This is a genomic window from Enterobacter sp. V87_3 (genome assembly GCF_029967835.1).
GTDB classification, from domain to species: Bacteria; Pseudomonadota; Gammaproteobacteria; order Enterobacterales; family Enterobacteriaceae; genus Enterobacter; species Enterobacter cancerogenus.
Genome location: NZ_JASCAM010000018.1, coordinates 1 through 23,855, shown reverse-complemented (window position 1 = coordinate 23,855; position 23,855 = coordinate 1). Strand labels below are relative to the sequence as shown.

The window sequence follows — 23,855 nt, the reverse complement described above, 5'->3', positions numbered from 1 at the left end:
CTGCTATGACGACGCTTCGCCTGCTCATCTCTGATTCGTACGATCCCTGGTTTAATCTTGCGGTGGAAGAGTGCATCTTCCGCCAGATGCCCGCCACCCAGCGCGTGCTGTTTCTCTGGCGTAACGCCGATACGGTGGTCATTGGCCGTGCGCAGAACCCGTGGAAAGAGTGCAACACCCGGCGGATGGAAGAAGATAACGTTCGTCTCGCAAGGCGCAGCTCGGGCGGCGGTGCGGTGTTCCACGATCTCGGCAACACCTGCTTCACCTTTATGGCGGGCAAGCCGGAATATGATAAAAGCATCTCCACATCCATTGTCCTTAACGCCCTGAACGCGCTCGGCGTGACGGCGGAAGCCTCCGGCCGTAACGATCTGGTGGTGAAGACCCCCGAGGGCGATCGCAAAGTCTCCGGATCCGCCTATCGTGAAACGATGGATCGCGGGTTCCATCACGGCACGCTGCTGCTCAACGCCGACCTGAGCCGGCTGGCCAACTACCTCAACCCCGACAAGAAAAAACTGCAGGCGAAGGGCATTACCTCCGTGCGTGGCCGCGTGGCGAACCTCGTGGAACTGCTACCGGGCATCACCCATGAACAGATCTGCGACGCCATCCGCGAGGCCTTCTTTACGCATTACGGCGAGCGCGTGGAGGCAGAGGTCATTTCACCGGACAAAACGCCCGACCTGCCGAACTTCGCCGAAACCTTTGCCCGCCAGAGCAGCTGGGAGTGGAACTTCGGTCAGGCACCGGCGTTTTCGCACCTGCTGGACGAGCGCTTTACGTGGGGCGGCGTGGAGCTGCACTTTGACGTGGAAAAGGGGCATATCACCCGTACCCAGGTCTTCACCGACAGCCTGAATCCGGCCCCGCTGGAAGCGCTGGCAGCACGATTGCAGGGCTGCCTGTACCGCGCCGATATGCTCCAGCAGGCATGCGATGCCCTGCTTGCGGACTTTCCGCAGCAGGAGACCGAGCTTCGCGAGCTGTCTGCCTGGCTGGCGCACGCGGTACGTTAATCCTCTCGCCCTGAAGCACGCGCTTCAGGGCTGGCTTTCCCGTTGAACGACGGTGTTTTTATTCTGGGAAAATATAAACAGATATGACAAACTATAAGCATTGATATTTTACGCAGGAGAAAATGGCGACATTAATAACCTTGACGAATACGTAAATCTTACACCACCGGCATTTATCCCAGAAAAATCGAAAAGCATTCATCCCTAAAATTCATTAAGATTCAATTAACCCATCCCTAAAAAAATCTAAATATCCCAATAAAATATCCATCATAAAATATTATCAGTAATCAGGATGATATTGCTGAACATATTGATTACAGGACCCTTTCAATTTTCTTCTTCGTTAAGGAACAACAATGAAAAAGCTTCTCGTGGCGACGGCCATTTCAATGGCAATGTCCGTTACCGCTGCACACGCGGCTGACACCGCAGTGCTCAAGGTCCAGGGCAAACTGACCAACGCCTCCTGCACCCCAGCTCTGAGCAACGGCGGGATTGTTGACTATGGCACGATCCGCCTGGGTGAACTGAGCCCAACCGCAACCAACCAGTTGGGTGAGCGCGATGCCTCCCTGACCATTACCTGCTCCTCACCAACCAAAGTGGGCTGGAGCATCTCGGACGATCGCACCGACTCCGTGTCGCCAAACGTTAACGTCAAAGTGCTCGGCGATTATAGCTATCCAACCGACGGTTCGGCGATGGGCCTGGGCAAAACAACAGGTGGCGTCGCCATTGGTAACTGGGCGCTTTACGTTGTGGCGGCAAACGTGACAGCGGATAGTGAGCACGCTATTCCCGTTAAGAAGTCGGACCAACAGCCTGCCTGGACAAATGCAACACCCCTTCCCGTATTAAATGCAGCTAAGCATACGATGATGTCTGTTATATCGGATGATGCGACTAACCCGAACCCTATGGCCTTCACTCAGGCCGTCTATCCTCTTAAAACCTCAGTAGCCATCGACAAAACCGCCCGACTGGGTATTACCGATGATACCCAGCTTGACGGCCAGGCAACCATTACCCTGACATACCTGTAAGTCATTTAAGACGTCGCTGTTCTGATGTAGTCCAGCCCCGCTGGCAGCCCGATTGCAGGGCTGCCTTTTTCGCTAAGCAACAGCGTTTTATTCAGGATAAATATAAACAGACATGACAAATTATAAGCATTGGTATTTTACTCAGGACAATGCAGCGACAACAATAACCCTGACAAATTAAAAAAGCTCACATCACCGATAAATGTCCTATAAAAACCCAAAAGCATTCACTTCTAAAATTCATTAAGAATCAATAAACCCGCCCCTAAAAAAATCTAAATATCTTAATAAGTTATCCATAATAAAATATTATTAGTAATCTGGATGATTTTGCTGAACATATTGATTACAGGACTCTTTTTAAATTTCTTCTTCGTTAAGGAACAACAATGAAAAAGCTTCTCGTGGCGACGGCCATTTCAATGGCAATGTCCGTTACCGCTGCGCACGCGGCTGACACCGCTGTGCTTAAGGTCCAGGGCAAACTGACCAACGCCTCCTGCACCCCAACTCTGAGCAACGGCGGGATTGTTGACTATGGCACTGTCTACCTGGGTGAACTGAGCGCTACCACGACTAACCAGTTGGGTGATCGCGATGCCTCCCTGACCATTACCTGCTCCTCGCCAACCAAAGTCGCCTGGAGCGTGGTTGACGATCGTGCCGATTCAGCAACCAGTAACGTTAACGTAAAATTAGGGTTGATAACAGGGTATGGTGCCTACCCCGATACTTATGGCTTAGGTAAAACAACAGGTGGTGTGAGCATTGGTACCTGGGGATTCTATTTCCCTTCAGATCACGTCCCAACAGTGGATGGTAATCAAGCTCGGATGATTGAAACAAATAGTTCAGGAACCTGGCAACAAGCTTCCTACACAGTGGATCATCGTGATTATACAATGGTGAGTCTTTCCACAGCCACGCAGGGTCAAGCTTCGCCTGACGCTTTCACAGAAGCCGTTTTCCCGTTCAAAGTCTCCGCAGCCATCGATAACACCACCCGACTGGCAATTACCGATGACACCCAGCTTGACGGGCAGGCAACCTTTATCCTGAAATATCTGTAAGTCTTTTCGGACTTAGCATCACTGTTCTAATTTCACCGGCGATCTCTGTATCGCCGGTTTTTTATTTCCTCTCCACCACGCAAACAATGTAAATACATTCAAGCTTGTATTTACAGTCATTAAAAATACTCAATTTACAGATTAGAATTCATAAATATCTATATTACTGTAACCGTTAATAAAATCTTCCCGCTTGTTAAGCAAGTCGTTAAATATTCATACAATTTAAAACACTTCTTCTTTTTTGGTTAAGGAAAAACAATGAAAAAACTTCTTCTCGCCACTCTGATTGCGGCCACTTCCACGGCTGCACTGGCAGACGCCTCCGTTGTCATGAAGGTGAAGGGCAAAATGAATCACGCCTCCTGCACGCCAGAACTGAGCAACGGTGGCTCAATCGACTTCGGCACCATTGCGCTGGACCAGCTGTCGCCTAACGTTGTTAACCAGATGGGTCAGAAAGACATGTCGCTGACCATCAATTGCCCGGCCGCGACCCGCGTGGCGTGGAGCATTGCGGATAACAAAGAAGATTCAAACGCCGCGAACGATCTGACCTCCAGCCAGTTCTATATCTGCGATGGCGCAGACAACGGCAACGACGTCTGGGGCGCGGGCACCACTTACGGCGTGGGCTTTACGTCAGTGGGTGAAAAAATTGGTGCATACGCGATTGCGACGCGCGTTAACGATATCACCGCCAACGGCGTACCGGCTCAAGCGATCTATGCTCCGGCATTTACCAACAGCAAAGGGGAATACATGTGGCGTAACCTGACGACAGGTCTTATCGCCAACGGTAATGCGGAAATTATGACCGCAACCTCACCGGGTAAAACCACACCGCTGGCCATTACTAACGTCGTCTTCCCGTTCAAGGTTTCTCTGGCCGTTGTGAATACCGATCGCCTGACCACTACGGAAGAAACACAGCTCAGCGGTGAAACAACGATTACTCTGGTTTATCTGTAACAGCTTTAATTATTCAGCGGCGAATTACCTCGCCGCTATTTCCTCACGTATTTCTTCCTGACGTGTATTTAATATTGAACCTTACTCAATAGTGACGTTAGAAATTCTAAGTATTGAATTAGTCGAATCATTAATAGAATCGGCGAGCTTTTAGACAAACGCGATGTAATAAGCAAGTCATTTAGCACCCAAAATTATTCTTATTGAATGTGTACATTTTTAAGGTTAAGGAAAAACAATGAAAAAAGTGCTTCTCGCCACGGTATTAACCATGGCAGCAACGGCTGTTTGCGCTGAACCTACCGCCACCCTGAAAATTCAGGGTTCGCTGACCACCGCAGGCTGCGTGCCGGAATTAAGCAACGGCGGCCTGGCTAACTTTGGCGAAATCGGTCTGGATTCTCTGTCCTCCGCCGTGCCTTACCAGGCGGGCCATAAGGACGTGACGCTGTCCATCAAGTGCCAGTCTGCCACCCGTGTGGGCTGGACCTTCCACGATGACCGCGCAGACACCAACGCGGGTAAAACGCTCTCCTCCACCGAGTTTTACGTCGACAATGCGGGCAATGACGGCACCAGAGCGTCCGGCGCCTATCAGCTGAACGGCGTAGGTAAAACCAGCGCTGGCCAGAACATCGGCGGCTACGCTGTTTCCACCAACCTGAGCGCGGTCACCGCAGACGGCGCAGCCGTTCAGCCTATTGCCAGCACCATGTACAACGGCGGCACCATCAGCAGCAGAAGCTGGATCAACATGTGGAACACCGGTTACATCATGAATGACGGCACCGACGTGATGACCGTGTCCAAAACCGGCCAGCGTGCGCCGCTGGCGTTCACCACGGCGACCTTCCCGCTGAAGATCGCCCTCGCCATTGCGCCAAGCAAAAACCTGACCCTGACCGATAAAACCGAGCTGGACGGCCAGTCCACCATCACCCTGGTTTATCTGTAAGCCTTAACGCGTTTAACACTCCCCATGCTGATGGGGAGTGTTTTGTCTCCCTCTCACGAAGCCGAAACACCATGTACACACTCCTGAAATACGCGCCGTTATTACTCGCTTTGCCGTCCACCCTGTTTGCTGCCGGCATGGTGCCGGAAACCACGCTCCTGATGATTGACGAAGCCAACCACGGCGGCGTGATGAACGTCAAAAACACCGACAAAATCCCCACGTTGCTCTACACCTCCATCCGGGACATTGAAGGCAATGACGGGGTGAAGCTTAACGTCACCCAGCCCGTTGTCCGCCTTGAACCAGGCCAGGAACAGCAGGTGCGCTTTATCCTCGAATCGGATAAACCGCTTACCGTCGAACACTACAAGCGCGTGGTATTTGAAGGTATTCCGCCGAAAAGCAGCGACAAGAACATCACCGTCGGGATCAACCTGCGCCAGGATCTGCCGGTCTTGATCCACCCTAAAAATCTCCCGGTTGTTACCGACGCCTGGAAGCTGCTGACCTGGTCCGTTAAGTCGAACGTGCTTCAGGTGCAGAACAGCTCGCCTTACGTGGTGCGTTTCTCCACGGCCGTGACGCTGCTGCCGTCTAACACTGCCGGTACGCTGAATAAGACCTTTATCTTGCCGGGTGAAACCATGAAGGTGGAGACCAACGCGCCGCTGAACGGTAGCGATAACGCAGTGCAGATCGAGCCTGCCAGCCGTTACGGTATCGAAGTCGAAAGCTATACCGCCCCTGTAACGCGCTAAAGGGTGGAGACCGTCTGGTGAGTGATCTCCCTTTGCGTAAGTATGCCTTTGGCCCCGCCGTTGCGGCGGCCGTGTTGCTGCCTCCCTGCACCGCGGGCGCAGCCGACCTGGATTTCAATACCGATATTCTGGCGACGCGAGGGATCAGCACCAACCTTGCGCACTATTTTTCCGGGGCGCAGCGTTATCTGCCCGGTCAGCATGCGGTACAGGTCAGGATCAACGGCGTGGACAAAGGCACGCTCGCCGTACGTATTGGCGAAGAGGGCCAGCTTTGCGTGGATGACGATTTCACGCGCGCCGCGGGATTGCTTCCCCTGAATATCTCAGAAAAAGAGACCTGCCACGAACTGGTGCGGGACTACCCCACGGCGACCGTCACCCCGTTGCCTAACAAAGAGTCGTTAGAGATTTTCGTCCCCGCCGAGGCGATGGATAACGGGTTCTACGCCGCAAAATACTACGAGCACGGCGGCGTGGCGGGGCTGATCAACTACAACGCGTTCAGCAACTACAACGTGTTTGGCGGCAGCGGCAGCAGCACGTTTTCCCAGGGCAATATCGGCACCGGGCTTAACGTGGCGAACTGGACGGTGCGCAGCAGCACGATCCTGACGGACGATAACGGCACCCGCAGCGTTGAGAATCTCTACACCTACGCCGAGCACGTTTTTGAAGAACGTAAGCTTCGCGCGCAGGTGGGCCAGATCAACGCCACCTCGTCACTGTTCAGCGGCGCACAAATTAACGGCATCCAGTTCCTGCCGGAAACGGGTTTGCAGCCCAATATTCCGGCGACCACCATCACGGGCATCGCCCACAGCAACCAGGCGCGCGTGGAGGTGAGACAGGCCGGGCAGGTTATCTACTCCACGCTGGTCAACGCCGGGCCGTTCACCTTGCCCGACGTGCCGGTGGTGCGCGGCAACGTCGACCTCGACATCAGCGTGGTGGAAACCGATGGCTCCTCCACCCGCTTCACGGTGCCCTCCTCGTCGCTCAATATCAGCGGCACGACGCGCGCCGAGGGACTGAGCTTCTCCGTCGGGCAAGTACGTGACGGGGGCGACGATAACGGTTCGCCGTGGGTGATGAATATCTCCAACGGCACGCGCCTGACAGAAGACTTAACGGGCGTGACGGCGGGCGTGCTTGCCGAAAAATATCAGGCAGCCGGCGCGCAGCTTGAGTGGGCGGTTAACGAAAAGTGGATGATCACCCCGAGCGTAATGGTCAGCGCCGCGCGCTTTCACGCGGAACAAAACGGCACCAAAGCCGAGCTGCAAAATACGCTGATGCTGCCGGGTCAGCTCACGCTGGGCCTTACCGCCTCGGGCTACAGCGCCGGTTTTCGGGAAATGACCGAAGCGATGGACGACGAATCCGAGGGCTACCAGAACGCGTGGAACGCCAGCCTCAACTGGAACAATGCGCTGCTCGGGACGTTCTCACTGCAGTACAGCGAAAACGCCGGGGATAAAGAAAGCGGCGACTCCCGCTATCTGATGGCCGCGTGGGGGAAAACGCTCGGCCATGCTTCCGTGTCCGTCAACTGGCAGCACGCCATGAGCAGCGGCAGCAACAATTCCGAGGGCAGCGGCCAAAATAATGACGATCTGTTTTACGTCAACCTGGCGGTGCCGTTCGGCACGGAGCGTATCAGCACCTACATGCGCAGCCAGGGTAATAAACAGAATTTTGGCCTGCAGGACAGCGGTTCAATCGGGCAAAACCTCAGCTACAACCTCTCTGCCGATCGGGACAATCAGGATAAGAGCAACGCCTTTGACGGCAACCTGAACGCCAATCTGCACTATACCCAGCTTGGCCTGGCGGCAGGGATGGACGACGGGGATCGGCGCAACTACAGCGCCTCGCTGATGGGCGGCATTGCGCTGCACCGCCACGGGGTCACCTTCTCGCCTTATCCCGTTAAGGAAACCTTTGGCATTGCCCGTCTGAGCGAACCGGAAAGCGGCATTGAGCTAAGCACGCCGGACGGCACCGTCTGGACCGATCGCTGGGGCCAGGCCGTGGTGCCGGGCCTGCGCGAATGGCAAAAATCCCAGATCGTCATCAACGCCAACTCCCTCCCTCAGGGGATGGATTTATCCAACGGCATACAGACCCTCTCCGCCGCCTACGGCTCGTTTTCGCAGGTCGACTTCCGCGTTCTGCAAACCCGTCGCGTCATGCTTGACGTGAAAAAGCCGAACGGCGAATGGCTGACCCGGGGGCTCAGCGTGGTGGATAAAGACAGTAACTATATTGTCAGCGTAATGGATAACGGCAGCGTATTTATTCCCGATGCGACAGATTCACCAGAGTTATTCGTGGTGGACGACAGCAGGGTGAGGATCTGCCAGATCCACTACGCGCTGAGCGAAGAAAAAAACAAAGAAGCCTATTACGAAAAAGCGCAGGGAGTGTGCAAGTGAACCTGCCGCAACGCGCATTCACGCGTCAGCCTAACGCTGGCGTGAATAATCAGAAAAAAAACGACCGTGAACATTCAAGGAACGTACTCCGGACAATGTCACCCCTTTATCTCTATGTTAAGGAAAAACCATGAAAAAAAGCGTACTTGTCGTCGCACTGGCACTGGCATCGGCCAGCGCCTTTGCGGGCGATACCGCGGTGCTGAAAGTGAAAGCCTCTCTTTCAAGCAACTCCTGCACGCCGGAGCTGAGCAATAACGGCATCGTTGATTTTGGCGCAGTGCAGGTAGGCGATCTTTCGCAAACCGAAAGCACGCAGCTAGGTGAGAAGGGTCTGACGCTGACCATCACCTGCCCTACGCCAACCAAAGTGGGCTGGAGCATTGCAGATAACCGTACGGATTCCAACGCCAGCACCGGCAGCAATTCAAACTTCAAAGTGATGAATGCCACCGATAACGGCGCTGCGCTGCGCGGCTCCGCGTCAACCTTCGGGCTGGGTAAAACGCACGACGGCAAGAATATTGGCGCGTACTCCATCTATGCCAGCACTGGCGAGGTCACGGCGAACGGCGGGAACGTTGAGCCGATTCGCACCGCGCTGGCGGCGGGCAACGGCGTGACCCGCTGGCAGAAAGCCACGGGCGGCACACTGGCGAATAAAGACATGAGCCTGATGAGCGTGGCCCCCGCCGGTAAAACCGATCCGATGGCCGTAACGCGCGTCTCTTTCCCGCTGAACGTCTCGCTTGCGGTAGAAAGTCTGAAGAAGCTGGCGCTGACGGAAGCGACGGAGTTTGATGGTCAGGCGACCATTAGCGTGGTGTATCTGTAAGAAAACGATGCCGGGCAGCGAAGGCCGCCCGGCAGACAACATTACTCTTTATCGCCCAGCAGAACGGATTCCAGCGCGATTTTGATCATGTCGTTAAAGGTGGTCTGACGCTCCGCGGCAGTGGTCTGCTCGTGGGTGCGGATGTGGTCGGACACGGTGCAGATGGTCAGCGCTTTCGCACCAAACTCAGCCGCGACGCCGTAAATGCCCGCTGCTTCCATTTCCACGCCCAGAATGCCGTACTTCTCCATCACGTCGAACATTTCGCCGTCCGGAGAGTAGAACAGGTCAGCAGAGAAGATGTTGCCCACGCGCGCATCCACGCCCAGGTTTTTCGCCGCGTCTACCGCGTTACGCACCATGTCGAAGTCAGCGATGGCGGCAAAGTCGTGATCCTTAAAACGAATACGGTTCACTTTAGAATCGGTGCAGGCACCCATACCAATCACGATATCGCGCAGTTTAACGTCCATGCGCACCGCGCCGCAGGAACCCACGCGAATGATTTTCTTCACGCCGAAATCGGTGATCAGCTCTTTGGTGTAGATGGAGCAGGATGGGATACCCATGCCGTGACCCATCACGGAAATTTTGCGGCCCTTGTAGGTACCGGTGAAGCCCAGCATGCCGCGAACGTTGTTCACTTCACGCACGTCTTCGAGGAAGGTTTCTGCAATGTGCTTAGCGCGCAGCGGGTCGCCCGGCATCAACACGACGTCAGCGAAATCACCCATTTCTGCATTAATGTGAGGAGTTGCCATCTTTCAGTTCCTTTTACATTGTTGTTTTGGCCGGGTGGCGGCTGCGCCTTACCCGGCCTACATTCTGGTGTACTCCCTCTCCCGATGGAAGAGGGCCGGGGTGAGGGCATCAGGCCGCCCCCCAGTCACATCAGAACATGGCCTTGCCATATTCCATGTCGGACGTACCAAAGTATTTCGCGATGGTCTGGCCGATATCCGCAAAGGTTTCACGGTGACCCAGCGAGCCTGGTTTCACTTTCGGGCCGTACACCAGCACCGGAATGTGCTCGCGGGTGTGGTCGGTGCCGGTCCAGGTTGGGTCGCAGCCGTGGTCCGCGGTCAGGATCAGAATGTCATCTTCACCCACCAGCTCCATCAGCTCCGGCAGACGGCGGTCGAACAGCTCCAGACCGGCAGCATAGCCCGCCACGTCACGGCGGTGGCCCCAGGAGGAGTCGAAGTCCACGAAGTTGGTAAAGACGATCGTCTTATCGCCCGCCTCTTTCATCTCTTTGATGGTGGCGTCAAACAGCGCGTCCAGACCGGTAGCTTTCACTTTTTTAGTGATACCGCAGTTCGCGTAGATATCTGCGATTTTACCAACGGAAACCACCTTGCCGTCTTTCTCGTCGACCAGTTTTTGCAGCACGGTGGGTGCCGGTGGCTCAACGGCCAGATCGTGACGGTTGCCGGTACGCTGGAAGTTACCCGCTTTGTCGCCGATAAACGGACGCGCGATCACGCGGCCAATGTTGTAGCCGCCTTCGGTCAGCTCTTCACGCGCGATTTCGCACAGCTCGTAAAGTTTATCCAGGCCAAACGTCTCTTCGTGGCAGGCAATCTGGAACACGGAGTCAGCGGAGGTATAGAAAATCGGTTTGCCGGTTTTCATGTGCTCTTCGCCAAGCTGGTCCAGGATCACGGTACCGGAAGAGTGGCAGTTGCCGAGATAGCCCGGCAGGTTGGCACGCTTAACCAACGTGTCCAGCAGCTCCTGCGGGAAGCTGTTTTCGTGATGGGAGAAATAGCCCCAGTCGAACAGAACCGGCACACCGGCAATTTCCCAGTGGCCTGACGGGGTATCTTTACCGGAAGAGAGCTCGTGCGCCCAGGCATAAGCGCCCACCACTTCCGCATCACCGTCCATACCGGCTGCGATCTTACCGGTAGAACCTTCATGCGCTTTCACCAGACCCAGACGGGTCAGGTTTGGCAGAGTCAGAGGGCCTTTACGACCGTTGTCCGCTTCGCCTTTGGCGCAGGCTTCCGCGATGTGACCCATGGTATCGGAACCCACGTCACCAAATCGTTCTGCATCTTCGGTTGCGCCGATGCCGAATGAGTCCAGCACCATAATAAATGCACGTTTCATAATTGTTCTCCGTACGTAGTGCTTAAAAATGATTGATCAGATCAGTATACCGCTATTCGGTGATACGACGATAGACCGTCGGTGTGCTTTCCGGTGCTTTATCGTCAAGCTTAATTGCCGCTTTCACCGCCTTCGCCGCATCCTGCCAGCTGGCTTCGTCTTTCGCATGGATCACCGCCAGCGGACGCTGTCCGTCCACGCTGTCGCCCAGGCGGGCCATGTCGGTGAAACCGACGCTGTAATCAATGGTGTCCGATGCCTGACGACGTCCGCCGCCCATTGACACCACCGCCATGCCAAGCGCGCGGGTGTCCATCGCCGAAACAAACCCTTCGGTATCGGCATACACCGCTTTGGTTAAGGTCGCGGTAGGCAGGTATTTCGCGTAGTTTTCCACGAAGTCGGTCGGGCCTTTTTGCGCGGCAACCATGCGGCCAAAGATCTCCGCCGCTTTGCCGTTGTCCAGCACCGCCTGCAGCTTCGCTCGCGCCTCTGCATCGTCTTTGGCAAGCTTGCCTGAGATCAGCATCTCAACGCACAGCGCCATGGTCACGTCGAGCAGACGCGGGTTGCGATATTCACCTGTCAGGAACTGTACGGCTTCACGCACTTCTACTGCGTTACCGGCGCTGGAAGCCAGCACCTGATTCATGTCGGTCAGCAGTGCGGTGGTGCGCACGCCTGCGCCGTTGGAGACGCCAACGATCGCTTCAGCAAGCGCTTCAGAAAGTTCATAGGTCGGCATAAACGCGCCGCTGCCCACCTTCACGTCCATCACCAGCGCATCCAGCCCTTCCGCCAGCTTTTTCGCCAGAATAGAGGCGGTGATCAGCGGAATGGAGTCCACGGTAGCGGTGATGTCGCGGGTCGCGTAGAAACGCTTGTCTGCCGGTGCCAGGGAGCTGGTCTGGCCGATAATCGCCACACCAACGTCTTTGATAATGTCGCGGAAGCGGGCGTCATCCGGGAAGATATCGAAGCCCGGAATGGCTTCCAGTTTGTCGAGCGTGCCGCCGGTATGGCCCAGGCCGCGCCCGGAGATCATCGGGATGTAACCGCCGCAGGCCGCCACCATCGGGCCAAGCATCAGCGAGGTGACGTCACCCACGCCGCCGGTGGAGTGTTTATCGACGATCGGGCCGTTAAGGTTAAGGCTTTTCCAGTCAAGGACGGTTCCTGAATCTCGCATCGCCATGGTCAGCGACACGCGCTCAGGCATCGACATATCGTGGAAGAAGATGGTCATCGCCAGCGCAGCAATCTGCCCTTCTGAGACGGTGTTATCACGAATGCCATTGATGAAAAAGCGGATCTCTTCGTCGCTTAATGCATGACCATCACGTTTTTTACGAATAATTTCTTGTGCGAGAAACACGGTAACCTCCATGCGGAATCGGGGGAGTTGTGGCGGGTGGCGCTACGCTGACCCGCCCTACGATCCTGTAGGCCGGATAAGCGAAGCGTCATCCGGCATTAGCGGGCAATCAGTAGCTGCTTGCGCTCTTACCGTCGCCGTGACCCAGCGCTTTCAGCAGGCTTGCCAGCAGGCTGGATGCGCCGAAACGGTAGTGACGGGAATCCGCCCACTCTGCGCCAAACAGTTCGTCGGCAATCGCCAGGAACTGCTGCGCGTCTTCTGCGGTACGCACGCCACCGGCCGGTTTAAAGCCCACGGTTTTGGAGACGCCCATATCACGAATGACTTCCATCATGATGCGCGCGCTTTCCGGCGTGGCGTTTACAGGCACTTTACCGGTAGAGGTTTTGATGAAATCTGCACCCGCATTGATCGCGATTTCAGACGCTTTACGGATCAGGGCTTCTTCTTTCAGTTCGCCGGTTTCGATGATCACTTTAAGCAACACATTTGCCGCGGCACAGGCGTCTTTACAGGCTTTCACCAGGTCAAAACCCACCTGCTCGTTGCCGGCAATCAGCGCGCGATACGGGAAGACCACGTCCACTTCATCCGCACCGTAAGCAATCGCCGCGCGGGTTTCTGCCAGCGCAATCTCGATATCGTCGTTGCCGTGCGGGAAGTTAGTCACGGTTGCAATACGCACGTCCGGCGTGCCCTGCTCTTTCAGCGTTTTGCGGGCAATCGGGATAAAGCGCGGGTAGATACAGATGGCAGCGGTGTTACCGACGGGCGTTTTCGCCTGATGGCACAGGGCGATGACTTTTTCATTGGTGTCGTCATCGTTCAGGGTGGTCAGGTCCATCAGTTTCAACGCGCGCAGGCTGCTTGCAGTTAAATCGGTCATAACATTCTCCAACGGCATCGCCGTATCAATTTTACCTTGCGGGTCTGTGAGTATTCTAACATTCACCCGCATTCACACTTCGACATTCATCACAGTTAATGAAAACTGCGTACAAATTTGCATTACTGTAATGAGATCAACATCAAATTTTAGCAGGCCAACCGCGGGTTAAATCAGCGATCACCCCTGTGGGATCAAAAGCCCCGGCGGGACGCCTTTCTACAATTTCGTCATCATTCACCGATGACTCAAGGAAGCGCCTATGTCCTCCTCTCGCCCCGACGCCCTGCAACAGCGTAGCCAGCACATTGTGACCAGCCCGACGTTAACACCGGAGCAAAAACGGCATTTTCTGGCGCTGGAAGCGGAGAACAATCTGCCCTACCCGGCGCTTCCTTCGGCGGCCCGCGCCGCGCTGGACGAGGGCGTTATCTGCGATATGTTCGAGGGACACGCCCCTTACAAACCGCGCTACGTGCTGCCGGACTACGCAAAATTCCTGGCGAACGGTTCTGACTGGCTGGAGCTGGAAGGGGTAAACGATCTGGATGATGCCCTCTCGCTGCTTACCATTCTCTATCACCATGTTCCGTCCGTGACATCGATGCCGGTCTATCTGGGCCAGCTTGATGCCCTACTCGATCCCTATGTTAAAATTCTAACACAGGATGAAATCGATAGCCGAATAAAACGTTTCTGGCGCTACCTCGACAGAACCCTGCCCGACGCCTTTATGCATGCAAACATTGGCCCGGCAGATAGCCCCATCACCCGCGCCATTCTGCGTGCCGATGCGGAGTTGAAGCAGGTTGCACCAAACCTGACCTTTATCTACGACCCCGACGTCACCCCTGACGATCTGCTGCTGAGCGTGGCGAAAAATATCTGTGAATGCAGTAAGCCGCATATTTCCAATGGCCCGCTGAATGATAAAATTTTCACAAAAGGCCGCTATGGCGTGGTGAGCTGTTACAACTCTCTACCGCTGGCGGGCGGCGGCAGCACGCTGGTGCGCCTCAATCTGAAAGCCATTGCCGAACGTAGCGACTCGCTGGACGATTTCTTCACCCGCCAGCTGCCGCACTACTGCCAGCTACAGATTGCCATCATCGATGCGCGCTGCGATTTCTTGTATGAACAGTCCGGCTTCTTTGAGAATAGCTTCCTCGTCCAGGAGGGGCTGATTGATGCCGGGCGTTTTGTGCCGATGTTTGGCATGTACGGCCTGGCAGAAGCCGTTAACGCGCTCTGCGAGAAAGAAGGGAAGACGGGTCGCTACGGTAAGGATGATGAGGCCAACGCGCTGGGGTATCGCATCAGCGAACAGCTGGCGACGTTCGTTGAAAACACGCCGGTGAAGCACGGCTGGAAGCAGCGGGCGATGCTCCACGCGCAGTCGGGGATCAGCTCCGATACGGGCACTACGCCGGGGGCACGTCTCCCTTACGGCGACGAGCCCGATCCGATCGGCCATCTGCTGGCCGTCGCCCCGCACCACCGTTATTACCACTCCGGCATCAGCGACATCCTCACCCTGGACGAGACCGTAAAAGCCAATCCACAGGCGGTGGTGCAACTTTGTCTCGGGGCATTCAGGGCCGGTATGCGTGAGTTCACCGCTAACGTGGCGGGAAACGATCTGGTGCGCGTCACTGGCTATATGGTGCGGCTGTCTGATCTGGAGAAGTACCGCGAAGCCGGATCGCGCACCAACACCACATGGCTGGGTGAGGAGGCCGCGCGCAACACCCGAATCCTTGAACGTCAGCCACGCGTAATTAGCCATGAACAGCAGATGCGCTTTAGTTAGTCAGATTATCCCCTTCTCCTGCGTGGACGGGCCGGGGAGCCGCCTGGCGCTGTTCCTGCAGGGCTGTAACCTGCGCTGCAAAACCTGCCACAACCCATGGACTATCGGGCGCTGCAACGACTGCGGCGACTGCGTTCCCCACTGTCCGCACGATGCGCTGAATATTCAGGCGGGCCGCGTCTGGTGGCAGGAAAGCCACTGTCAGCAGTGCGATACCTGCCTGCACCTGTGCCAGCAGCAGGCCACACCGATGGCGCAGCGCTACAGCGTGGAGGAGATCCTCGCGCAGATCCGCAAAGCCGCACCGTTTATTGAGGGGATCACCGTCAGCGGGGGTGAAGCGACAACTCAGCTACCGTTTTTGATCGCCCTGTTCTCAGCGATCAAGGCCGATCCCGCGCTGCGCCACTTAACCTGCCTGGTGGACAGCAACGGCCTGCTAAGCGAAACTGGCTGGCAAAAGCTGTTGCCGGTTTTCGATGGCGCTATGGTGGATTTAAAAGCCTGGGGCAACGAGCACCACCGCTTTTTGACCGGGCGCGACAATCCGCAGATCAAACAGAGCATTCGCTGGCTGGCGGATCATCACCGTCTGGCCGAACTGCGGCTGCTGTTGATCCCCGATCGCTGTGATTATCTGGCGCATCTCACCCCGCTGTCGGCATTTATTCGCCAGCTGGGGAATATTCCGGTACGCATCAACGCGTTTCATGCGCACGGCGTGTATGGAGAGGCGGCGTCATGGCGCAGCGCCACGCCGGAGGACGTCGAGCCGCTGGCCGTGGCCCTGGAAAAACGGCAGATTACCGTTATCCGCCCGGCGCGCTATCTATAGCGTGATGCCAAAAACGGCGCGGGTATTATCGAGCAACGCCTGAGCGATAATCTCTTCAGGCTCATCGCGCAGTTCACAGAGCGTAGCGAAAACGCGCGCCGCCTGCTCCGGGCGGTTAGGCTGCCCCTGAAATCCATTGAGCGGCATATCGGGCGCATCCGTTTCCAGCAGCAGCGAGTCGAGCGGCAACCGGGCCATGACGTCGCGGGTTTTGCTGGCGCGCGGATAGGTAATGGTCCCGCCAACGCCGATTTTGTAGCCCAGCGCGATAAAACGCTGCGCCTGCTGCAGGCTGCCGGAAAATCCATGAACCACCCCGGTGCGCGGAAGATCCATGCGTTTCAGGTGCATCGCCAGCTTATCGTGGGTGCGTCGCGAGTGGAGGATCACCGGCAGATCGTGGCGCTTCGCGAGCCGAAGCTGCGCGTCGAGGATCGCTTGCTGGCGCGCAAAGTGCGGATCTTCGCGATAGAGATCGAGGCCGATCTCGCCAATGGCCACCAGCCGGTCATTTCCCCTGCCCAAAACGGTATCGAGCTGGTCAATGTGCTCATCAAGATGATGCTCGATGACGATAGGATGCAGGCCCAGCGCGGCATACAGCGCGTCATGTTGCCGGGCAAGTTCAAGCACCCGGTCAAAATAAGCCGCTTCGATCGCCGGCACGATAATCGCCCCGACGCCAGCCTGAGCCGCGCGGGCAATACTGTGCGTCTCGTCGCCGGTAAACGGCGGAAAATCAAAGTGACAGTGGGTGTCGATAAAGCGGTGCGTCACGCCAGATCCTCGTTATCTAACAGGGCGTCATTGGCCTGCGGCGCATCGACCAGCGGCGTCACCAGAGCATCATTGGCGACGACGGCAGGCGGGGTGATAATCGGCTTATGCCGCAGAATCGGGGGTTGCTCCATCAGCATTTTCCCGACCGTCGCCAGGAAATAGCGCCCGCACAGCCGCCCGGTTTTGTAATCCATGCGCAGGGCCGGCAGGCGGCTGCCCAGCGCCATGCTCACCAGCGGCCGGGGGGGATAAATTTCAAAGATCCGCAGCTTGCCCGGCGGCTTTTCGATAAAACGCTGCATGGCACCATAGGTTGATTCATGGAGCTTCGCGATATTCACCAGCGGCTGCAGGCTACTGTCGCCCAGCCAGCGCTCCATGCGCTTAAACCACTGCGGGGTGTAATACATTTGTGAGGGAACCGTGCGGATCACCACGATGGTTTTCGCGCCACGCCGCGCGGCCTCCTGAACCGGCACCGCATCGCTGATGCCGCCGTCAAGGTAGTTCACGCCGTCCAGCAGCGCACCGGTGCGGTAGAAGCCGGGAATGGCGCTCGAGGCGCGAATGATGTCCAGCCAGTTCTCTTTCTGCGGGGAGAAGTACCCCGGGGAGTAGTCATCACCGCGGCTGGCACACATCCAGAATGCTTTTCCGCTATCAAACAGGCGCGCGGCGTTATCCATCGCCAGCGGCATCTGGCTGGCGGTAGACTCCAGCAGCCAGTCGAGATCGATCAGGTTTCCGCCGCGCACGAAGCGCACCGGGTTGAAAAATTCTTTCGAGGTGGTGTAGCGCATGATCACTTTGCGCGCATAGCCCGGCTGGTTACAGACATACGCAGAAAGGTTCTGCGCCCCGGCCGAGGTGCCAAAGTAGAGGTCGAAGGGGTTGAATTGCGCGCGCATAAACTCGTCCAGCACACCGGCCGTAAAAATGCCGCGCTGTCCACCTCCTTCACAAACCAGCGCAAGCTGGCCTGCACGAAACGGTTTTAACGCCAGCGGCGCAATATTACCGAGCGTAACGGGAATTCGCTGTCCCACCTCTGCTTTCCTGTTTTCATTATTCAGTTCAGACACAGTAGCGCACATTCCCTCTGATACTCAAACGAGAAAAAGCCAGTCACAGGGACTGGCTTTGCAGGGTTGTTCTCAGTAAGCAGTCTGCTAAGGACGGCGTCGACCCGTAAACAGGCTGACCAGAAACAGGATGATACCGACGACGAAGACAATTTTAGCTGCCCATGCCGCTGTACCCGCCAGTCCACCAAAGCCCAATGCGGCGGCAATTAACGCGATAACCAGAAATATAATGCCCCAACGAAACATAAGCCTCTCCTTTACCATAGTTAATGTCTGCCGCGATATGTGAGCGCTCAGGCGTCTCACCGGCGTTCTTCCAGTGTCGTTCTTATTTCGCCCGCAGGCCTCAGCCGTTAGGGCGAATTATGTCGATTACTTCGTTTTCAGATCGTTTTTAACGCTTTTCACACCATCGATCGCTTTCGCGATGCTTTCGGCACGGTCACTCTGTGCCTGTGAATCAACCGTACCGGAGAGCTGGACGACGCCATCGGTCGTTTCAACTTTCACCTTACGGGATGGCACGATGTCATCCGCTAACAGTTTAGCTTTGATTTCACTGGTGGTTGCTGCGTCACCGGCATAACCTTTTACCGACGCGTTTTTGCTGTCACGGACGTGCAGCTTATCGCTAACGGAGGTCACGCCTTCAACACCCTTCGCCACTTTTACAGCCTGTTCGGCCTGGGCCTGGCTTTCTACAAAGCCACTCAGGGTGACAACTTTCTTATCCGTTTTTACAGAGATGTCGGTGCTCTTGATGGCTTCATCGTCCACCAGCGCGGCTTTCACTTTTGCTGTGATCGAGCTGTCGTCCATGAAATTACCGACTTTATTCATAGAGCTATCGATTTTATCCCCTGCGGTATCAGCAGTGGACTGCGCTTTATCCATGGTGGTGTTTTCTGCCAGTGCAGAACCACTTACCAGGACGCTACCCAATGTCACAGCCAGCAGAGTTTTAGAAATCTTCAGTCTTGTCATATTCATCGATGTATTCCTGTGTTTTGCCCATTATTTGGGCGTCAAACGTCCTTTATTACTCGTTTTAAATTTTGCGTAAAAACACACGGGCTAAGTGGAGAACCCATCGTCATGCATTGAACAGTTAATTCATCCACGCCCGGTGCTAAACACTGAATTAAATATAGATCACAATTTCAGGTGCGCTTTCAGAAATGAATAAAAAACGAGCGAATAGCGAGAAAATGCAATGAATTAAGAACATTCCGCACGGGAGAAATAAGGCAGGAAAAAGCGAAGAGCACGGCGTATGCCGTGCTCTGAGAGAGGATTAATGCTCGCGGGTTTTACGGAACTGCACGTCAGGATAACGTTCCTGCGTCAGGTTGAGGTTAACCATGGTTGGGGCGATATAGGTCAGATTATCGCCACCATCCAGCGCCAGCTGGACCTCGTTCTTACGCTTAAATTCTTCGAATTTTTTCACGTCAGAACACTCAACCCAGCGCGCCGTGGCAACGTTCACCGATTCGTAAATCGCTTCGACGTTGTACTCGCTTTTCAGACGCGCAACGACCACGTCGAACTGCAGCACGCCGACCGCGCCCACGATCAGATCGTTGTTGGCAATCGGGCGGAACACCTGCACTGCGCCCTCTTCGGAAAGCTGGACCAGGCCTTTCAGCAGCTGTTTTTGCTTCAGCGGATCGCGCAGGCGAATACGGCGGAACAGCTCAGGGGCGAAGTTCGGAATACCGGTAAACTTCATCATCTCGCCCTGGGTAAAGGTGTCGCCGATCTGAATCGTGCCGTGGTTGTGCAGCCCGATGATGTCGCCAGGGTAGGCTTCTTCAACGTGAGAACGGTCGCCCGCCATAAAGGTCAGCGCATCGGAGATCACCACGTCTTTACCGATACGCACCTGGCGCAGCTTCATGCCTTTTTCGTATTTACCGGAAACCACGCGCATAAAGGCCACGCGGTCACGGTGTTTCGGATCCATGTTGGCCTGGATCTTAAAGACGAAGCCGGTGAATTTCTCTTCCTGAGCGACCACTTCGCGGGTGTCGGTTTTACGCGGCATCGGGCGTGGCGCCCACTCCACCAGACCGTCGAGCATGTGGTCAACGCCGAAGTTACCCAGCGCGGTGCCGAAGAATACCGGCGTGATTTCACCTGCGAGGAACAGATCTTTGTCAAACTCGTGGGATGCGCCTTTCACCAGCTCCAGCTCGTCACGCAGCTGAGCGGCCAGCTCTTCGCCAACGGCAGCGTCCAGCTCCGGGTTATCCAGGCCTTTCACCACGCGCACTTCCTGAATGGTGTGGCCTTTACCGGTCTGATAGAGATAGGTTTCATCTTTATAAAGATGGTAAACGCCCTTGAACAGCTTGCCGCAGCCAATCGGCCAGGTGATCGGCGCACAGGCGATCTTCAGCTCGCTCTCGACTTCATCCATCACTTCCATCGGATCACGGATGTCGCGGTCGAGTTTGTTCATGAAGGTGAGGATCGGCGTGTCACGCAGACGCGTAACTTCCATCAGCTTACGGGTACGATCTTCAACCCCTTTTGCGGCATCGATAACCATCAGGCAGCAGTCCACCGCCGTCAGGGTACGGTAAGTATCTTCGGAGAAGTCTTCGTGCCCTGGGGTGTCCAGCAGGTTCACCAGGCAGTCGTGATACGGGAACTGCATCACAGAGGTGGTAATGGAGATACCACGCTGTTTTTCCATCTCCATCCAGTCAGATTTCGCATGCTGGCTGGAACCACGGCCTTTAACGGTACCGGCGGTCTGGATCGCCTGTCCGAACAGCAACACCTTTTCGGTGATGGTCGTTTTACCGGCATCCGGGTGAGAGATAATGGCAAAAGTGCGGCGCTTGGCCACCTCCTGCAGATAAGGAGACAACGTCATAGTCAATTCTTCTTATGTAGGCGCGGCACGACGCCGCGCATCATGGAATACGGGAAATGCGGCTATTTTACCCATCAATAGGGGGCAGGCAATCATTGTTTACACAGGAGCTGCTCCAGTTCGTTCAATGACGTGACGGTCCAGGTTGGCGTAATGCCTTCCGGGGTTGTGCGGCCATGCGCGTTCAGCCAGACGGTAGCGATCCCGGCGTTCATGCCGCCTAAGATATCCGATTCGGCGGTATCCCCCACCATCAGCACGCGATTGCGGTCAGGGTTGCCGGCCTGGGCCAGCGCATAGTCAAAAATACGCGGGTCGGGTTTCGGGTAGCCGACCTCTTCTGAGATCACCAGCGCGTCGAAATGATCGCGCAGGCCGGTGCGTTCCAGGCGTATCTGCTGCAACGCGGTAAAACCGTTGGTGATGATCCCGAGCTTCGCTTTGCCTTTCAGGGAATCCAGCAGGGACACCGCGCCCGGCAGAGGCGCGCAGATCTCCGCCATGGCATTCAGGAAAGCCTCATTGAGTAGCCCAGGGCTGACCTTTAACCGTTCGGCCCAGACGTCAAAGCGCTGATGCTGAAGCTGTAACGCCGTGATGGCACCGTTCTGGTAATCCACCCACAGCGGTTTGTTCACCGCCTGATAGTCCTGAAAATCTTCAGCGGTGAAGGTGACGCTATAGTCCATAAACATCCGCTGTAGGCCACCGAACGAGTCAAACGTAAACAGCGTTTCGTCGGCATCAAAGAAAATCCAGTCCCATTTCATCGTTACAACCTTATTTTAGTTATCCAAGCGGCAGAGCCATAATAATGGCGTCTTCACGTCCCTCTGCGGTGGGGTAGTAGTTACGGCGGATTGTCGCCTCGTTAAAGCCTAAGCTTTCATAGAGCGCGATGGCGGCGACGTTCGAGGCACGCACTTCCAGCCACAGGGTGAACACGTCGCGGGTTTCAAGCTCGCGAATGAGGTGCTCCAGCAGTTCTCTTCCCAGCCCGCGGCGCTGATAGGCAGGGTCAACCGCAATGTTAAACAGCGTGGCCTCATCGAGAACCACCTGCGTGATGGCAAACGCGGCGAGGGTGCCATCAACGTCCAGGCGCAGATTCAGGTACCGTTCGCCCTGATTGCTGGCGAACGTTTTTTCGCTCCACGGAAAAGCATGGGCGCGGGTTTCAATCGCGAACGCCGTCGTCAGATCGGCCGTCGTGAGGGAAGAAATTGTGTTCATATTCACAGATTTGTTGCCATAGCGCGCTGCGCGCTTTTGGGTTGGCTTTGAGTTCTTCCAGCGCAGGTGAGCAAATCTGGCCTCCCTCAAGGGATATTTCGTCGACGTCGCCCATCCGCCAGCTATTGCAGCGGCTGTCCGGTGGAAGCATCGCGACCCGTTCTGGTGTCAGCTGTAATACCTGATCCGGCGTCAGCTTCAGGCTACGAAGGACATCGCCAATCAGGATTTCATTCAGGGCAGGCAGCTCCTCCCCCACCATCACCAGGCGAACGTGCGCGGGGATGGAGATAGCGATTTCACCCTGCAACGCCGTCGGGCGACGCAAAGCCCACTGGGTAATACCCAGCTGCTGCAACTGCCAGTCTCGTCGGGATGTCATAGCGAAAACTCCTGTCTCTCAGGCGCGCAAATATAGCAAATGTGTCGAAACTACGCCATCTACCGACTATAATCCCCGCCTGAGTTTATTGAGGAACAATTCATGTCTGCATTTACCCCGGCAAGTGAAGTCTTGCTGCGTCACAGTGATGATTTCGAACAAAGCCGTATTCTGTTTGCCGGAGATATGCAGGATGACCTGCCTGCGCGTTTCGACTGTGCTGAAAGCCGTGCCCACACCCAGTATTACCACCACTGGCAGGTGCTGAGCCGCCAGATGGGCGAGCGCGCGCGTTTTAGCCTGGTGGCGGAGCCAGGCGATGTTGCCGACTGCGACACGCTGATTTACTACTGGCCGAAGAACAAGCCGGAAGCCCAGTTCCAGCTGATGAACCTGCTCTCCCTGCTGCCGGTCGGCTGCGATATTTTCGTGGTCGGCGAGAACCGCAGCGGCGTGCGCAGCGCGGAGCAGATGCTTGAAGAGTTCGCGCCACTGAACAAAGTCGACAGCGCCCGTCGCTGTGGCCTGTATCACGGGCGTCTTGAAAAACAGCCTGCCTTCGATGCAGAGCAATTCTGGGACGAATATCAGTTAGACGATCTGACCATCAAAACCCTGCCGGGCGTGTTCAGCCGCGATTATCTGGATGTCGGCAGTAAGCTGCTGTTATCCACCCTGACGCCACACACCAAGGGCAAAGTACTGGATGTCGGCTGTGGCGCAGGCGTGCTGGCAACCGTGCTCGCCAGCCACTCGCCGAAAGTGCGTTTAACACTGTGTGACGTGAGCGCCCCGGCGGTAGAAGCCAGCCGCGCAACGCTTGCGGCAAACGGGTTTGAAGGTGAGGTCATCGCCAGCAACGTCTTCTCTGACGTGACCGGCCGTTTTGACATGATTATCTCGAATCCGCCGTTCCACGACGGGATGGAAACCAGCCTGGAGGCCGCGCAAGCGCTTATCCGCGGTGCCGTCCGTCATCTTAACAGCGGTGGCGAGCTTCGTATCGTGGCGAACGCCTTCCTGGCCTACCCGAAAGTGCTGGACGAAACCTTTGGTTTCCACGAAGTGATTGCCCAGACCGGCCGCTTCAAGGTGTATCGCACCGTGATGACGCGTCAGGCTAAAAAGTAATCGTCAAACCTGTAGGCCGGATACGCGCAAGCGCTCTCCGGCCCTACGCCCTCTCTACCTGGCCCACCCGTCGACCATTTTTGCATCAATCGAGGCATCCCCCGCACTTTTCTGTTGACGTAAAGCTGAAAACATCTAGAATGCGCCTCCGTGGTTACGATACTTTTACAGTATCGATGGTATGCGAAGGTGGCGGAATTGGTAGACGCGCTAGCTTCAGGTGTTAGTGTCCTTACG

23 protein-coding genes are annotated in these 23,855 nt (G+C 55.9%); 11 read left to right on the top strand and 12 right to left on the bottom strand.

What is annotated here, in order from left to right; translation table 11 throughout:
- Positions 1-5 precede the first annotated feature (5 nt).
- From lplA to QLG21_RS08410, 8 genes are all read left to right on the top strand, one after another.
- Positions 6-1,022, top strand: coding sequence for a lipoate--protein ligase LplA (gene lplA / locus QLG21_RS08445; RefSeq protein WP_282484215.1), 1,017 nt, complete (start codon positions 6-8; stop codon positions 1,020-1,022).
- Positions 1,023-1,381: 359 nt separating this feature from the next.
- Positions 1,382-2,068 (top strand): DUF1120 domain-containing protein, encoded by a 687-nt coding sequence (locus tag QLG21_RS08440; RefSeq protein ID WP_282484214.1) that lies wholly within the window; start codon positions 1,382-1,384, stop codon positions 2,066-2,068.
- 389 nt (positions 2,069-2,457) lie between these two features.
- The gene (locus QLG21_RS08435) at positions 2,458-3,138 is read left to right on the top strand and encodes a DUF1120 domain-containing protein (protein WP_282484213.1); all 681 of its coding nucleotides are present in this window, start codon (positions 2,458-2,460) and stop codon (positions 3,136-3,138) included.
- 261 nt (positions 3,139-3,399) lie between these two features.
- Positions 3,400-4,110 carry a DUF1120 domain-containing protein gene (locus QLG21_RS08430; RefSeq protein ID WP_282484212.1) on the top strand — a complete coding sequence of 237 codons (711 nt, stop codon included), beginning with the start codon at positions 3,400-3,402 and terminating at the stop codon, positions 4,108-4,110.
- 238 nt (positions 4,111-4,348) lie between these two features.
- Positions 4,349-5,065, top strand: a complete 717-nt coding sequence (locus QLG21_RS08425; protein WP_282484211.1) for a DUF1120 domain-containing protein — start codon at positions 4,349-4,351, stop codon at positions 5,063-5,065.
- 71 nt (positions 5,066-5,136) lie between these two features.
- Positions 5,137-5,826, top strand: coding sequence for a fimbria/pilus chaperone family protein (locus QLG21_RS08420; protein ID WP_102891465.1), 690 nt, complete (start codon positions 5,137-5,139; stop codon positions 5,824-5,826).
- 17 nt (positions 5,827-5,843) lie between these two features.
- Positions 5,844-8,264 carry a fimbrial biogenesis usher protein gene (locus tag QLG21_RS08415; RefSeq protein WP_282484210.1) on the top strand — a complete coding sequence of 807 codons (2,421 nt, stop codon included), beginning with the start codon at positions 5,844-5,846 and terminating at the stop codon, positions 8,262-8,264.
- A 130-nt stretch (positions 8,265-8,394) separates the two neighbouring features.
- Entirely contained in the window at positions 8,395-9,099 is a 705-nt protein-coding gene (locus tag QLG21_RS08410; protein ID WP_282484209.1) for a DUF1120 domain-containing protein, read from the top strand.
- A gap of 41 nt (positions 9,100-9,140) precedes the next feature.
- On the opposite strand, the gene deoD is transcribed toward QLG21_RS08410, so the two are convergent.
- The 4 genes from deoD to deoC form a co-directional block, all read right to left on the bottom strand.
- Positions 9,141-9,860 (bottom strand): purine-nucleoside phosphorylase, encoded by a 720-nt coding sequence (gene deoD, locus QLG21_RS08405; RefSeq protein WP_006174049.1) that lies wholly within the window; start codon positions 9,858-9,860, stop codon positions 9,141-9,143.
- A gap of 130 nt (positions 9,861-9,990) precedes the next feature.
- Positions 9,991-11,214, bottom strand: a complete 1,224-nt coding sequence (deoB, locus tag QLG21_RS08400; protein ID WP_282484208.1) for a phosphopentomutase — start codon at positions 11,212-11,214, stop codon at positions 9,991-9,993.
- Positions 11,215-11,266: 52 nt separating this feature from the next.
- Positions 11,267-12,589, bottom strand: a complete 1,323-nt coding sequence (deoA, locus tag QLG21_RS08395; protein ID WP_042319315.1) for a thymidine phosphorylase — start codon at positions 12,587-12,589, stop codon at positions 11,267-11,269.
- Positions 12,590-12,698: 109 nt separating this feature from the next.
- On the bottom strand, positions 12,699-13,478 hold the full coding sequence (gene deoC, locus QLG21_RS08390) for a deoxyribose-phosphate aldolase (RefSeq protein ID WP_042319318.1): 780 nt from the start codon (positions 13,476-13,478) through the stop codon (positions 12,699-12,701).
- 262 nt (positions 13,479-13,740) lie between these two features.
- On the opposite strand from deoC, the gene QLG21_RS08385 reads away from it, so the two are divergent.
- Together QLG21_RS08385 and QLG21_RS08380 are read left to right on the top strand one after the other, a co-directional pair.
- The gene (locus QLG21_RS08385) at positions 13,741-15,288 is read left to right on the top strand and encodes a YjjI family glycine radical enzyme (protein ID WP_282484207.1); all 1,548 of its coding nucleotides are present in this window, start codon (positions 13,741-13,743) and stop codon (positions 15,286-15,288) included.
- Positions 15,263-16,123, top strand: coding sequence for a YjjW family glycine radical enzyme activase (locus QLG21_RS08380; protein ID WP_042319321.1), 861 nt, complete (start codon positions 15,263-15,265; stop codon positions 16,121-16,123). Before QLG21_RS08385 ends, QLG21_RS08380 begins: the two co-directional genes overlap by 26 nt.
- On the opposite strand, the gene QLG21_RS08375 is transcribed toward QLG21_RS08380, so the two are convergent.
- From QLG21_RS08375 to QLG21_RS08340, 8 genes are all read right to left on the bottom strand, one after another.
- The gene (locus QLG21_RS08375; protein WP_102891470.1) at positions 16,118-16,900 is read right to left on the bottom strand and encodes a TatD family hydrolase; all 783 of its coding nucleotides are present in this window, start codon (positions 16,898-16,900) and stop codon (positions 16,118-16,120) included. The genes QLG21_RS08380 and QLG21_RS08375 overlap by 6 nt on opposite strands.
- Positions 16,897-17,949 carry a patatin family protein gene (locus tag QLG21_RS08370; RefSeq protein ID WP_042319323.1) on the bottom strand — a complete coding sequence of 351 codons (1,053 nt, stop codon included), beginning with the start codon at positions 17,947-17,949 and terminating at the stop codon, positions 16,897-16,899. The genes QLG21_RS08375 and QLG21_RS08370 overlap by 4 nt, the downstream gene beginning before the upstream one ends.
- 123 nt (positions 17,950-18,072) lie before the next feature.
- A complete protein-coding gene (locus tag QLG21_RS08365; RefSeq protein WP_003856556.1) occupies positions 18,073-18,234 on the bottom strand; it encodes a DUF1328 domain-containing protein in 162 nt (53 codons plus the stop codon).
- A 126-nt stretch (positions 18,235-18,360) separates the two neighbouring features.
- On the bottom strand, positions 18,361-18,978 hold the full coding sequence (gene osmY / locus QLG21_RS08360) for a molecular chaperone OsmY (protein WP_006174062.1): 618 nt from the start codon (positions 18,976-18,978) through the stop codon (positions 18,361-18,363).
- A 304-nt stretch (positions 18,979-19,282) separates the two neighbouring features.
- A complete protein-coding gene (prfC, locus tag QLG21_RS08355; protein ID WP_006174064.1) occupies positions 19,283-20,872 on the bottom strand; it encodes a peptide chain release factor 3 in 1,590 nt (529 codons plus the stop codon).
- Positions 20,873-20,964: 92 nt separating this feature from the next.
- The gene (yjjG, locus tag QLG21_RS08350) at positions 20,965-21,642 is read right to left on the bottom strand and encodes a pyrimidine 5'-nucleotidase (RefSeq protein ID WP_220711034.1); all 678 of its coding nucleotides are present in this window, start codon (positions 21,640-21,642) and stop codon (positions 20,965-20,967) included.
- Positions 21,643-21,661: 19 nt separating this feature from the next.
- Positions 21,662-22,105, bottom strand: coding sequence for a ribosomal protein S18-alanine N-acetyltransferase (gene rimI / locus QLG21_RS08345; protein WP_006174067.1), 444 nt, complete (start codon positions 22,103-22,105; stop codon positions 21,662-21,664).
- Complete coding sequence (locus QLG21_RS08340; RefSeq protein ID WP_006174069.1) at positions 22,050-22,487, bottom strand: DNA polymerase III subunit psi; 438 nt, start codon at positions 22,485-22,487, stop codon at positions 22,050-22,052. The genes rimI and QLG21_RS08340 overlap by 56 nt, the downstream gene beginning before the upstream one ends.
- Positions 22,488-22,589: 102 nt before the next feature.
- Between QLG21_RS08340 and rsmC the strand changes: the two genes are divergently transcribed.
- Positions 22,590-23,618 carry a 16S rRNA (guanine(1207)-N(2))-methyltransferase RsmC gene (rsmC, locus tag QLG21_RS08335; protein ID WP_006174071.1) on the top strand — a complete coding sequence of 343 codons (1,029 nt, stop codon included), beginning with the start codon at positions 22,590-22,592 and terminating at the stop codon, positions 23,616-23,618.
- Positions 23,619-23,855 lie beyond the last annotated feature (237 nt).